Origin of the sequence: Actinoplanes italicus (assembly GCF_003001815.1) — a bacterium.
Lineage (GTDB): Bacteria > Actinomycetota > Actinomycetes > Mycobacteriales > Micromonosporaceae > Actinoplanes > Actinoplanes italicus.
The window spans coordinates 154,621-166,831 of sequence record NZ_PVMZ01000022.1 but is presented as its reverse complement, the minus strand read 5'-3'; the positions used below and the strand labels follow the sequence as shown (position 1 = coordinate 166,831).

Here is a 12,211-nt window from a genome sequence, read left to right as displayed (position 1 = left end):
TTTCGATCAGGGTTAGGGGGTGCGTATGCGGGTCGCGATCTCCGGGACGCACGGAACCGGGAAGACCACACTGGCCGAGACGCTGTGTGAACGTCTGCCAGGACACACGTTGACCGACGAGCCCTACTACGTCCTTGAGGAGCAGGGGTACGATTTCGCGTTCCCGCCCTCGGCGGCCGACTACCGGGCGATGCTGGCGTGCTCGATTCGGAGCCTGCGGTCGCCGACGCCGTCCGGGGCCGTTTTTGATCGCACGCCGCTCGACTATCTCGCCTACCTTGCCGCGAACGGCGCGGATCCCTCGGACGAGGCCGATGCCGCCGCGCTGCGTTCGGTATTCGCGACCCTTGACCTGCTGGTGATTACGGTGATCACGGCGGAGACGGACCGGATCCTGCCCGACACGGAGTTGCCCGGCCTTCGCGCGCGGATGAACGACGCGCTTCTGGAGCTGGTGTACGACGACCCGCTCGACGCCTGGCCGGACACCCCCGTTCTGGAGTTGAGCGGGCCGCTCGACGATCGCCTGGAAACGGTGCTCGCCGCCCTCCGACCCGCGCAGCGGTAGGGTGCCGGACATGGCGATGCGCTGGACGCTGGGCTGCGACGCCGCCGACCCCCACCGGATCGCGGCGTTCTGGGCGACAGCGCTCGGCTATGCGCCCGAGCCCGGCTACGACGAGCCGGACGGCGCCTCGATCATCGACCCGGACGGGGTGGGGCCCGCCATCGGTTTTCTGCGCGTGCCGGAGGGCAAGACGGCCAAGAATCGGATGCACATCGACATCCGGGTGGCCGGAGAGCCGCCCTGGGATCTTGAGGAACGAGAACGCCTCATCCGTACGAAGGTCGCCGACCTCGTGCGTGCCGGTGCCATGGAGGTGCGCGACGAGCGTTACGACGGGGAACTCGGCCACGTGGTGATGCTCGACCCCGAGGGCAACGAGTTCTGCGTCGCCTGACGGGCCTGTCTCACCAGCCTGAGGCCTGCTCGCCGAGGACCGACGCTGTGCCCGGCCACCGGATCCACATGCCATAGCTCGGTGCCGTTGACACCCAGCTCGAAGCTTGCCCCCACCGTTGCAGGTTGAGCGGGTGACCAGAAGATCACCCGCTCGTTGAGGTGAGGCCTACCTGATGGTGACGGTGGCGGATCGGAGTTCGTTGTCGATGGTGTAGGCGTCGCGGTTCGGATCCGGGTCAGCGGTGGCGTTGAAGATCAGTTTGCCGGCGACCAGGTCGTCCTGGGTGACGGTGTAGGTGAAGGTGAAGCGGGTGCTCTGCCGGGGGCGTCCGACCGGCACGACCTTGCGGGCCTCGTCGACCGTCGTCCAACCGGAGTTGCCGGCGGCCCTCCCCAGCTGTACACGCACGTTCTCCTCGTAGCGGAGGTTCTGTACGTCGGCGTGTATCTGGATCTTCTGGCCCAGGCCGGCCCGCTTGGGCACGGTCAGCTTGACGATGCCGACATCGTGCGTACGCACCGGCACCACCTTGGACTCGGTCGCGCTGCGCCCGTCCACGGTGCGCACGGTCAGCTTGACCGGGTAGTCACCGTCGGCGGGCAGCCGGTGCACCGGGTTCGCCTCGGTGGAAGTGGTGCCATTGCCGAAGTCCCATGCGTAGGAGGTGATGCCGGCGCCTGCCGGGTCGCCGCCGGAACTGCTGAAGCTGATCGGGTTGAGCGAGTCCGGCTGCTCCGGGTAGTGGTAGAAGGTCATCTCCGGCGGTGGGGCCACCTCCAGGTGAAGGGTGTGCTCGTCGTTGCCGTCGCCGAGCACCGCGATCTGATAGGTGGTGCCGGCCTGTGCGGCGAAGGTGATCGGCGTGTAGCTGTACATGATGCTGCACTTCTGCAGGCCGAGGCGGTCTAGCGTGGACCCGGTGTAGAGCGCGATGCCCGCGCTGCCCGGGTTCGTCCGCAGAGTCACCGAGCCGGGATCGGCAGGCGTCCAGGTGTACCAGCCGGTGAAACCGGAGGTGCAGGACGCCGGTTCTCCGGCTTCCCGGGTAGCGCTCCGGTAGTCGCGGAGGTCGGCGTACGGCAACCCCGCCGGCGGAATGGTGATGCGGTCGGCGAAGGCGTCGTGCGTCGGTGCCGCCTCGGCCGCATGAGCCGGTACGGCTCCGGACAGCAGGACCATCACCCCCGCCACGATCGCTGCGGATCGGCTCACCCCGTGTCTTGCCACTGTGGACTCCAATCAATCGACGAAGCCCGAAGTCTCGACGCGGCTGGGTTAAAGCCCGGCTAAGAGAGCGCTAAGGGAGCTCGTTTACATCACGTTCGCAGCGTGGTCCCTAGCGTCGCGGCATGGGGATGCTCAAGTCCGTACGGATAACGGTGGCGGCTCTGCTGATCGGCGTGCTGCCGGGCTGTGCCGCCGATCAGAAGCCGCCGCCGGTGATGGCACCGTGTGACGCGACGCTGGACGCGGTGCTCGGCGCGTGGGCGCGGGCCGGGTTCAGTGGCTCGGTCGCCGTTTCGACCGGAGGCCGGTTCGACTGCCTGGCCGGTTACGGCGTGGCCGACGACGCCACCGGGACCCGCAACACCGTCGACACGGTGTTCAGCATCGGCTCGGTGAGCAAGGCGTTCACCGCCACCGCGATCCTGCGGCTCGCCGACGCCGGGAAACTGTCCCTCGACGACCGGGCCGGCAAGCTCGTGCCGGCGGTCACCGGCCCGGTGGCCGAGGCGACGGTGCGGCATCTGCTGCTGCACACCAGCGGCGTCGGCGGCTCGATAGGCGCCGACGATCAGCCCCTCGACCGGGCCGGCGCGATCGCCGCGATCAACAGGCTGGAGCAGGCGTTCCCGCCCGGCACCGACGACGCCTATTCCAACGCCGGGTACACGTTGCTGGCGATCATCATCGACACCGTGTCCGGAATGTCGTACCGGGATTACATGCTCCAGCACGTTCTCACCCTGCCCGGGGGCGTCGTGGGTGGGTTCTGGCACGGCCGGCCCGCTGCTGCGGGGCCCGTCGCCGCCGGGTATCTCGACGACGGTGAGCCGGGCCGGTCCAACGACTTCGCCGGTCCTTACTGGACGACCGAGGGCAGCGGCTCGATGGCGATGACCACCAAGGAGCTGGCCACGTGGACCCACGCGTTGTTCACGGGCGAACTGGCCGGGCTCGCTGGTGAGCCGGGACACACGGTGGGGGAGGGACGGTCGCATACGCTGGGCGGCTGGGTGGCCTTCGACGCCTCGGTCTACGGCCGGCCGATCGTGGCCGCTGCGGGCGGGGGCGGGGACGTCGGCCACAACACGGCCGTCGTCTGGATTCCCGGACGTGACCAGGTCATCGCCCTGTCGTCCAACCGGGCGGTGCTCACCGCCGAGGAGCTCCTCGCGGCGACGGTGCCGGCACTGGTGGCCGGCGAGCCGCTGCCGGTGCCGACCGCCCCGGCCGGCGGTGGCGACCCGGCCGCGCTCGCCGGGAAGTACAGCCTCGAGACGGGCGGGTCGTTCGAGGTCACGATCGTCGACGGCCGTGCGCGGATCGAGGCGAGCGGTCCCGACGCGGTCAGTGTGCTGTTCCCGCCGCGGGGGCGGTTCTCGGCTAGGGACCTGCGGGGGCATGAGCAGCGGGTGCTCGGCGTGCTCGCCGGACGCACCAGGGAGGGCCGGGAGGAACGCGAGGCGGTGGCGGACAGGTTCGGGCCGGTCACGGCGGTGACCGGGGGAGGCACCGTCGTGGCCGACGGCGAGATGCGGACGTACGTCACGATGACCACTCGCGACGGTCCGCGGCTGGGCTGGTACGCGGTTGACGAGCACAGCACCATCGAGGGGGCGGAACTGCCGGCCGGGCCGCCGTCGCTGACGCTGGTGCCGGTGGGGACGGGCAGGTATCGGCCGGACGATCCGGCCGGGACAGGGCCGGAGGTGACGCTCGAGTTCGACGGTGGGCGGGTGACCGTTTCGGGTCCGGCGGGGACGGCGACGGCACGACGGCCGGGGTGACGGCCAAGACGCTCGGCCAGGGGTGCTCAGGCCGTACCCAAGACTGATTTTGATGTTGAAGAAGGGGTGTGGCATGCGGGTCCTGCTCGTCGAGGACGACCCGGATCTGGCCGGCATCGTCGCGCTGGGCCTGCGCAACGAGGCGTATGCCGTGGATGTGGCCGGGACCTGTGCGGACGCCGAGGAACTGCTGGGTGTGACCGATTATGACGTGGTGTGCCTGGATCTCGGCCTGCCGGACGGCGACGGGATGGCTCTGCTGCGGCGCTGCGTGGATGACCCGCTGTTACGCCGGCCGCGGCGCTGCCTGGTGCTGACCGCGCGGGACGCGGTGACCGACCGTGTTGCCGGGCTCGACGCGGGCGCCGACGACTACCTGGTCAAGCCGTTCCATTTCGCGGAACTGGTGGCGCGGCTGCGGGCGCTGAGCCGTCGTGAGGACGGCGCCGGATCGACCCTGCGGGTCGGTGAACTGACACTCGATCTCGCCACCCACCGGGCGTGGCGGGCGGACACGCTGCTTGACCTGACCGCGCGGGAGTATTCGTTGCTGCGCTACTTCATGCACCATCCGGGTGAGGTTCTGTCGGCGGAGGCGCTGCTCGAACACGTGTGGGATGCCAACGTCAACCCCTTCACCGCATCGGTACGGGTGATGCTGAGCCGCCTGCGACGCAAGCTCGGAGACCCGGCGCTGATCGTCACTGTCACCAACGCCGGCTACCGGCTGCAAGCATCGTGAAGTCGCTGCGCACGCGGTTCGCGATCCTGGGCTTCCTGGCCAGCTATCTGCCCGCGCTCGTGCTCTTCGTGGTGGTCGTGATCAGCGACGTCGAGGTGGAGACGACCACCGGCGGCCTCGTCACGACCAGCACCGGGCAACGATCGCCCTGGGTGGCATGGACGGTGTTCCTGCTCGCGCCGGTGGCCGCCGTGATCGCCTGGAGCCTGGCCGGGTGGGCCGTGCGCGGCCTCGACCGGGTCCGGGTGGTCACGGAGAACGTGGCGGCGGTCGATCTGAGCCCGCGCGTCGGGCTGGACCGTGGGGCCAGCGAGGTCGTCCGGCTCGCCGCGAGCATCGACGCGATGCTCGAACGGCTGGAGCAGGCGGCCGAGGTCCAGCGCCGGCTGATCGAGGAGGCCAGTCACGAGCTGCGCACGCCGCTGTCGGTGCTGATGGCCAACGCCGAGGTGCTGCTGGCCCACCCCGATCCGACGATCGAGGTGTACCGGCGCGGGCTGCGCAACACGGCCGCCGCGGCGGCGCGCATGCAGTCGACCATCGACGAGCTGCTGGTGGACGCCCGCGGCCGGGCACGCACCATCGCGCGGCGCCCGGCCGACCTGATGGTGGTGGTCCGTGCGGTGGCCGACGAGGTCGGCGTGCTCTCGGCGACGAAGGCGATCACGCTCTCGGTCAGCGGTCCGGAGGTGGCGGAGTGCGCGTTCGACGAGCCCACCGTGCGGCGGGCGGTGACCAACCTCGTCGACAACGCTGTGCGATACGCACCTGCTGGATCCCCGGTCGAGATCAGCGTGGAGGCTACGCCGTCCGAAGTCGCCGTGGTGGTCACCGACCACGGCGCCGGTATCCCGCCGGCCGAGCAGGAGGGTGTCTTCCAGCGGTTCTGGCGCAGCCGTACCGACGTGGCCGGCACCGGTCTCGGGCTGCCGATCGCCAACCAGGTGGCGCTGGCTCACGGCGGCGCGCTCACCCTGGTGTCACCCGGCCCGGCCGGCGACGGCTGCACGTTCCGGCTCACCCTGTTGCGAGGAACCTCGACGGCATAGGTGGTCAGTACCGGTAGGTCGACACGGCCTGTTGGAGTTCCGCGGCGGTGCGGGCGAGCTCGGCAGCGGACTGCTGGGTCTCCGTGGCGCCCTCGGTGACCTGGCGGGTCGCGGCGGCCACCGCCGCGATGGTGTCGGCGATGTTCGTCGAACCGTCGGCGGCCTGGCCGACGCTGCGGGAGATCTCGGCGGTGGTCGCGGTCTGCTCCTCGACGGCGGCCGCGATCGTCGTGGTGTAGTCGTTGATCGTGTTGACGACCTCGCTGATCGCCTGGATCGCGGCGACCGCGGCTCCACTCTCGGCCTGGATCGCATCGACCTGCGCGGTGATCTGCTGCGTGGCCCGCGCGGTCTCCTGCGCCAGGTCCTTCACCTCGGAAGCGACGACGGCGAAGCCTTTGCCCTGCTCACCGGCCCGCGCTGCCTCGATGGTCGCGTTCAGGGCGAGCAGGTTCGTCTGCTCGGCGATCGCCGTGATCATCGCGACGACCGTACCGATCTGCAAGGAAGCCTCACCGAGCCGCTCGACGCTGGCATTGGTGGACGTGGCGGCCCGGGCCGCCTCACCGGCCACACCCGCCGCCTCGTTGGCGTTGGTGGCGATCTCCAGGATCGACACGCCCATCTCGTCAGCGCCGGCCGCCACGGTGCGCACGCTCGCCGACACCTGACCGGCCGAGTCCGACACCGTGTTCACCTGCACCGCGGTCTGCTCCGCCGAGGCGGACAGCTGCGCGGCCACAGCGGTCATCTCCTCCGCGGCCGAGGCGAGCACGGTGGAGCTGTCGGCGATCCGGCCGACCATGCCGGCCATCGACTCGGCGGTGGAGTTGAGGGCCAGCGACATCCGGCCGACCTCGTCGGCGCTGTCGACCGGGACGCGGGTGGTCAGGTCACCGCCGGCGATCCGGGACAACGCCTCGACGGTACGGGTCAGCGGCCGCACGATCATCCGGGCGATGACGGCGGCCAGCAACAACCCGATGACGGTGCACGTGGCGAGCAGCCCGATCACCCAGGCCCGGGTCGTGTCGTACCGGCTCTGGGCCACGGCCTCCTGCTCGACACCGGCTTTCACGGTCTCTTCGGCGAGCGTGCCCAGGTCGGCACGGACCGACATCATCCGCTCGGCCAGCTCGCCGTGGCGCAGATCGGCCAGCCGATCCGTCCGGCCGGCGTCGGCGAGCGGAAGGACCTCCGTGGTCAGCACGTCGCTGAAGGCGGCCCAGTCGGTCGTGAAGGAGGTGATCGCGTCGCGGGCCACCGCACTGATCGGGAACCCGCGGTAGGCTTCGCCGTACTCGCTCACCTGGTCCTGTGCCGTGGTTATCGCCTTTCCCGCGGCGGCCCGCTCGCCGTCGCCGGTCGCCAGCTGGTAGTCGTCCATGCCGAGCCAGACCCGGTTGACCGCACTGCGCAGGTTGCCGATGGTGTTCAGCTCCCTGTTCATCACGTACGCGGACTTCACCTGGTCGTTGGTGGCGCCCAGGCTGTCCAGCGCGAACAAGCCGTCGCCGACGCTGAACACCGCGATCACACCGACCGCTGTCATGATCTTGGTGTTGACCCGCCGGTCGCCGAGCAGACGCTGCACGGGGCGGACTCCCCTCGTCCTCGCCGGCTCAGCCATTCGGCACGGCCTCCTCTGCACCGGCGCGGGCTGCCCGCCGATCCACGACTGTCGCGACGGGTTCGCGCAGCTGAACGTGGCCGGAGGTGCCCATGGTTCCGAGGCTAGGCCGATCAGCGGCGGCATGCCCGCGCATGGGAAATCTCGTCGAAACGGGCCGGTGGGGATGGCCCTGCCGACCGTGTCGTCGGCTCGAGGCCTGCCCGGTGCAAGCGGTCCCGGCGCATGCGCCGGCGTCACACCCGGGCCACAACGGCGAACCGGGGTAAGAACGCCTGGTGAAGGGCCGATTGTTTGTACCGTCGGTTTGCCCGGCGAAATGCAGGCGCGGAGGAGAACCCGGATGACGGTCACGACAGTGCCCGGCCCGGTCGGTGCCCGGCGGGCAGCCGCGGGCCGATATCTGGCTGCCATGTCGGACGTGCCGCAGCTGCTGGACCTCGTCTCGCGGGCCTGCCGGGCGCCGATGGCCCTCATCGTCGTGGCGGCCGTTGCCGAGGTCATCGCCACTCACGGCATCGACAACCCCGCGGAGATCCCGGCGACGCTATGGCAACACGTGATGACCGGCGGCCGGGACACCGTGATCGACGACGTCACCGGTGTTGCGCATGTGCGGTTCGCGGCGGCGGTGCCGCTGCATCACGAAGGCCAGGTCGTGGGAGCACTCTGCGTCTTCGACGACGTGCCGCGCCGCGACGGCGAGGCGATCGGATGCCTGCTGGGCGCGATCGCTCATCGTGTCGACGAGGAGACCCGGCTGCGGCACCGGGCAGCGCATCAGCCGTTCCCGGCGGCTGCCGGCCACGACGATGTCGTCCTGGCGGTCTCCCATGAGATCCGTACGCCGCTGGCCAACATCGTCGGCTCCGTCGAGATCCTCACCGACATGCCCCAGGCGATCGCGCCCGGATTCGAGCGCCGCATCGACGCGATCCGGCGCAACACCGATCGGCTGTGCCGCACGGTGGAGAACCTGCTGCACGCGGCGAGTCTGCAGCAGGACAAGCTCACCGGGGAGCGCCGGGCCATCGACCTCTCCGTCATCGTGTCACGTGCGGCCGCCGCCGTGGGGGATCCCGACGACCGTCTGCAGGTATGTGTTCCGGCAAGCCCGGTTCCGGTGAGGGCGGATGCCCGCCTCGTTCAGATCGCGGTCGAGCACCTGCTGAGCAACGCGCTGCGATTCAGCGACGGCGACCAGCCGGTCGCCGTCACGGTCAGCGCCGGGCCGTCGCCAGCCGTCACCGTCCGCGACGGTGGGCCGGGAGTCGACCAGGATGAACTCGCCATGCTCGGCACACCGTTCATGCGCGGCGCCCACGCCCGGGACGCCCAGATCCCCGGCCTGGGCCTGGGCCTGTCGGTGAGCCGGGGCATCGCCGAATCCCACGGCGGAGCGCTGGAGCTGGCCAGCACACCAGACGAGGGGTTCACCGCCTGCCTCACGCTGCCGGCCTGCGATGACTGTGCGGCTTCGTCCACAAGCCCGCAGCGGCCGCAGGGGTAGACGACACCGCTGACGTCGACTCGGCCAGGAAGGGCCGCCGCAGGTCTCGCTCCCGAGGTCATCCGGCCACGGTGCGGCCGGACTGCCCGTCGCTCATCGCGATGATCAGATCGTCGCGGGCGCGCGCGACCCGGGAACGGACCGTCCCGATCGGGCAGCCGATCACCTCGGCGGCCTCGGCGTACGACAGATGCGCGATCTGTGTCAGCACGAAGGCGTCCCGCCGTTCCGGCGACAGGGATCCGATCAGATCGGTGAGCGCCTGCTGCTCCTCGAATCGAGGACTACCCGGACGGAAGGCCGACTCCGCAGCGGCTTCCCAGTCGGGCAGGGCCGCCGGGCGCGGCCGCCGGGAGGTGTATCGGGCGTGGTCGGCGGCGACCCGGCGGGCGATGGCGAACAGCCACGTGCGTACCGAGGACCGTCCGGCGAACCCGGGCAGCGCACGGAACATGCGCATGTAGGTCTCCTGGACCAGATCCTCCACGTCACCGGCCGGCGCCAGCGTGGTGAGAAAGCGCATCAGGTCACGCCGGGTGGCGTGCACGAGCGCGGTGATCGCCTGACTGCTTCCCCGGACGGCGTCGTCGACCAGCGAAGCGAGAACATCGGCGGTCACCATGCGACCACCAGCGCTGCGCGTGTTCGCGTACGGCCCGTCTCTTTGAATGGCACGTCGTAACAGTCGTCGCACCGGCCGCTGCGGTTCCCGGAACGTGCTCGCCATAAAGAAGATCACAACGACCGGCTCGCCACGCACGGGCTGCCGGCGGCCGGTTTCGCGCTGGTGCTCACCCTCGCGCGGCGACGCCGATGAAGATTTTCGGTCTTGCCGGGAACTGGCCGGGGCCCGGCGCCGCACCAATGAACAAACACCCTTCAACGAAACGGGCATCATGCGACTCACCTTCCTCTCCGGTTCCCGGCGGCGCACTGTCGCGTCGGTCGTGCTGGCCGGCCTCCTGACCGCCGGCTCGCTGGCCGGATGCGGCGGCGAAGAAAAGACCGCCGCCGGCGGGGGCACGACGCCGAGCCAGGCCCCCTCGGCTGCGGCGTCCGTGTTGACGATCAAGGATCCGTGGGTCAAGGCCGCCCCGGCAGGCGAGATGACGGCGGCGTTCGGGACGCTGGTCAACGCCACCGCCGCCGACATCACGGTGACCGGGGTCGAGTCGCCGGCCTCCCCGATGGAGCTGCACGAGATGGCCATGCAGGACGGCAAGATGGTCATGCAGGAGAAGAAGGGCGGCTTCGTCATCAAGGCCGGCGGCAGCCACGAACTGGCTCCGGGCGGCGACCACCTGATGCTGATGAAGCCGGCCGCGGAGATCAAGGCCGGCGACGAGGTGACCTTCACCCTCAAACTCGCCGACGGTACGACCGTGCCGTTCGCCGCGATCGCCAAGCCCTTCGCGGGAGCCGAGGAGAGCTACGCGCCCGGCCACGGCTCGCCGTCCGGCATGCCGATGGGCAGCATGGCGCCGTGACACTCAAGCCACCTTCGGTGAGCAGGCGCGGCCTGCTCACCGGCGGTGCGGCCGCCGGCCTCGGCCAGGTCGCCGCCGCCGCACCGGCCACCGCCGCCACCGCAGCCGACGACACCGGCACGGCCACCGTCGCGTTCCACGGTCCGCGGCAGGCCGGTGTGGCCCAGGATCCGCCCGCGCACGCCGCGTTCGCCGCTTTCACCCTGGCGCCCGGCGCCGACCGCGCCGCGCTGGGCCGGATGATGCGCCTGCTCACCGACGACGCTGCCCGTCTCACTCAGGGCGTCCCGGCCCTGGGCGACACCGACGCGACCCTGGCCGTCCTGCCGGCCCGGCTGACCGTCACGTTCGGATTCGGTCCCGGCCTCTACCGGGCGGCACGCCTGCCGTCCCCGGTCGCCGACCTGCCGAAGTTCTCGATCGACCGGCTGCAGTCCCGCTGGTCCGGCGGTGATCTGCTGCTGCAGATCTGCGCCGACGACCCGCTCACGGTCGCGCACACCCAGCGCATGATGATCAAGGATGCCCGGCCGTTCGCCGCCGTGCGCTGGGTGCAGCAGGGATTCCGGCGCAGCCCGGGAGTGCAGTCGCCCGAGCACACCCAGCGCAACGTGATGGGCCAGCTGGACGGTACCGCCAATCCGCGTGGCGGCGAGATCGACCCGGCGGTGTGGAACCCGGACGGCTCCAGCACGCTCGTGGTGCGCCGGGTCCGCGCGGAGATGGAGACCTGGGACAAACTGTCGGTCACCGACAAGGAGCTTGCCGTCGGCCGGCGCATGGAGTCCGGGGCGCCGCTGAGCGGCACGCTCGAGCACGACAGGCCCGACTTCGCCGTCCTGGACGAGACCGGCCTGCCGAAGATTCCGGACTTCTCGCACGTCACCCGCGCCCGTGTCGAAGATCCGCGTCTGAAGATCCTGCGACGGCCGTACAACTATGACGGTGTTCCGGATGCCTCCGGCGTTCCGGACTGCGGGCTCATCTTCGCGGCGTATCAGCGTGACATCGTCGAGCAGTTCGTGCCCATCCAGAAACGTCTCGCTGAGAAGGACCTGCTCAACGAATGGATCACGCCGATCGGGTCGGCTGTCTTCGCGGTCCCGCCCGGCTGCGCCGAGGATGGCTGGATCGGCGAGCAGGTGCTGGCGTGAAACGCCTGGCCGCCGTGATCGCGGCGGTGCTCGCGGTCACGGCGCCGGGCACCCCGGCGTGGGCCCACGCTCAGCTCATGTTCGCCGACCCCGCGAAGGATCTCACCCTCACCGTGGCACCGGCCGCCGTGACGCTGGGTTTCAACGAGCGCCTCAGACCGGACTTCACCACGATCGTCGTCAGTGACCCGGCACGACAGCGGGTCGCGGCCTCCCCGGCAGTGGTCGACGACAAGCGCGTCACGCTCACGCTGACCGGGACGTGGAGCAACGGCACGTACACGGTGGCGTACCGGGTGGTGTCGGTCGACGGCCACACCGTGCAGGGCTCCTACCCGTTCACTCTCGCCGACCCGAACCTGCCTCCCGCCGTCCCGGCGCCGCCGTCCGCGGCTGCCGCACCGGCGTCCGGCGGCGAGGACGGCGGATCCAACGGTCCGCTGATCGGCGTCGGTGCCGGGACCGTCCTGCTGGCAGCTCTCGGCGCCGGGCTGTACCTGTCCGGCCGGCGACGCTCGTCACCGCAGGCCGGGAACTGAACGCACCGCCGCGCCGGAGAAAGCAGCGCTCGATGCTCGAAGCCCTCGGCGAGCCGGTGCGGCCGACCGAGGTGTAACGGCGGTTTCCCGGTGTCCTGCTGGCGATCCTGGCCGGTGCGTGAAG

General features: G+C 70.5%; 12 protein-coding genes. 9 read left to right on the top strand and 3 right to left on the bottom strand.

Annotation, left to right across the window (positions count from 1 at the left end; all coding sequences use genetic code 11):
• The first annotated feature begins 25 nt into the window (after positions 1-25).
• The gene (locus CLV67_RS39965; RefSeq protein ID WP_106328166.1) at positions 26-568 is read left to right on the top strand and encodes an AAA family ATPase; all 543 of its coding nucleotides are present in this window, start codon (positions 26-28) and stop codon (positions 566-568) included.
• A 10-nt stretch (positions 569-578) separates the two neighbouring features.
• The gene (locus CLV67_RS39960) at positions 579-962 is read left to right on the top strand and encodes a VOC family protein (protein WP_106328284.1); all 384 of its coding nucleotides are present in this window, start codon (positions 579-581) and stop codon (positions 960-962) included.
• A gap of 168 nt (positions 963-1,130) precedes the next feature.
• Here the strand turns inward: CLV67_RS39960 and CLV67_RS39955 are convergent, their stop codons facing one another.
• The gene (locus tag CLV67_RS39955) at positions 1,131-2,177 is read right to left on the bottom strand and encodes a PKD domain-containing protein (protein WP_203736934.1); all 1,047 of its coding nucleotides are present in this window, start codon (positions 2,175-2,177) and stop codon (positions 1,131-1,133) included.
• Positions 2,178-2,314: 137 nt separating this feature from the next.
• Here CLV67_RS39955 and CLV67_RS39950 point away from each other — a divergent pair, with 137 nt between their 5' ends.
• From CLV67_RS39950 to CLV67_RS39940, 3 genes are all read left to right on the top strand, one after another.
• Positions 2,315-3,976 (top strand): serine hydrolase domain-containing protein, encoded by a 1,662-nt coding sequence (locus CLV67_RS39950; RefSeq protein WP_106328162.1) that lies wholly within the window; start codon positions 2,315-2,317, stop codon positions 3,974-3,976.
• A gap of 73 nt (positions 3,977-4,049) precedes the next feature.
• On the top strand, positions 4,050-4,718 hold the full coding sequence (locus tag CLV67_RS39945; protein ID WP_106328160.1) for a response regulator transcription factor: 669 nt from the start codon (positions 4,050-4,052) through the stop codon (positions 4,716-4,718).
• Positions 4,715-5,767, top strand: a complete 1,053-nt coding sequence (locus CLV67_RS39940; RefSeq protein ID WP_170154189.1) for a HAMP domain-containing sensor histidine kinase — start codon at positions 4,715-4,717, stop codon at positions 5,765-5,767. Before CLV67_RS39945 ends, CLV67_RS39940 begins: the two co-directional genes overlap by 4 nt.
• Before the next feature lie 4 nt (positions 5,768-5,771).
• Here the strand turns inward: CLV67_RS39940 and CLV67_RS39935 are convergent, their stop codons facing one another.
• On the bottom strand, positions 5,772-7,361 hold the full coding sequence (locus CLV67_RS39935; RefSeq protein ID WP_239166115.1) for a methyl-accepting chemotaxis protein: 1,590 nt from the start codon (positions 7,359-7,361) through the stop codon (positions 5,772-5,774).
• A 379-nt stretch (positions 7,362-7,740) separates the two neighbouring features.
• Here CLV67_RS39935 and CLV67_RS39930 point away from each other — a divergent pair, with 379 nt between their 5' ends.
• Positions 7,741-8,907 (top strand): sensor histidine kinase, encoded by a 1,167-nt coding sequence (locus CLV67_RS39930; protein ID WP_170154188.1) that lies wholly within the window; start codon positions 7,741-7,743, stop codon positions 8,905-8,907.
• 58 nt (positions 8,908-8,965) lie between these two features.
• Here CLV67_RS39930 and CLV67_RS39920 read toward each other — a convergent pair whose 3' ends face one another.
• Entirely contained in the window at positions 8,966-9,529 is a 564-nt protein-coding gene (locus CLV67_RS39920; RefSeq protein ID WP_106328152.1) for a sigma-70 family RNA polymerase sigma factor, read from the bottom strand.
• 274 nt (positions 9,530-9,803) lie between these two features.
• On the opposite strand from CLV67_RS39920, the gene CLV67_RS39915 reads away from it, so the two are divergent.
• From CLV67_RS39915 to CLV67_RS39905, 3 genes are read left to right on the top strand one after another with little or no spacing between them, the layout of a single operon-like run.
• Positions 9,804-10,394 carry a copper chaperone PCu(A)C gene (locus tag CLV67_RS39915; RefSeq protein WP_106328150.1) on the top strand — a complete coding sequence of 197 codons (591 nt, stop codon included), beginning with the start codon at positions 9,804-9,806 and terminating at the stop codon, positions 10,392-10,394.
• Positions 10,395-10,411: 17 nt separating this feature from the next.
• Positions 10,412-11,548 carry a Dyp-type peroxidase gene (locus CLV67_RS39910; RefSeq protein ID WP_373873128.1) on the top strand — a complete coding sequence of 379 codons (1,137 nt, stop codon included), beginning with the start codon at positions 10,412-10,414 and terminating at the stop codon, positions 11,546-11,548.
• On the top strand, positions 11,545-12,087 hold the full coding sequence (locus CLV67_RS39905; RefSeq protein WP_239166114.1) for a copper resistance CopC family protein: 543 nt from the start codon (positions 11,545-11,547) through the stop codon (positions 12,085-12,087). Before CLV67_RS39910 ends, CLV67_RS39905 begins: the two co-directional genes overlap by 4 nt.
• Positions 12,088-12,211: the final 124 nt, after the last annotated feature.

What these genes read in the sequence shown, in the direction of transcription:
- CLV67_RS39965 (WP_106328166.1), top strand. Translation starts at nt 26, where the DNA reads ATGCGGGTCGCGATCTCCGGGACGCACGGAACCGGGAAGACCACACTG.
- CLV67_RS39960 (WP_106328284.1), top strand. Translation starts at nt 579, where the DNA reads ATGGCGATGCGCTGGACGCTGGGCTGCGACGCCGCCGACCCCCACCGG.
- CLV67_RS39950 (WP_106328162.1), top strand. Translation starts at nt 2,315, where the DNA reads ATGGGGATGCTCAAGTCCGTACGGATAACGGTGGCGGCTCTGCTGATC.
- CLV67_RS39945 (WP_106328160.1), top strand. Translation starts at nt 4,050, where the DNA reads ATGCGGGTCCTGCTCGTCGAGGACGACCCGGATCTGGCCGGCATCGTC.
- CLV67_RS39930 (WP_170154188.1), top strand. Translation starts at nt 7,741, where the DNA reads ATGACGGTCACGACAGTGCCCGGCCCGGTCGGTGCCCGGCGGGCAGCC.
- CLV67_RS39920 (WP_106328152.1), bottom strand. Translation starts at nt 9,529, where the DNA reads ATGGTGACCGCCGATGTTCTCGCTTCGCTGGTCGACGACGCCGTCCGG.
- CLV67_RS39915 (WP_106328150.1), top strand. Translation starts at nt 9,804, where the DNA reads ATGCGACTCACCTTCCTCTCCGGTTCCCGGCGGCGCACTGTCGCGTCG.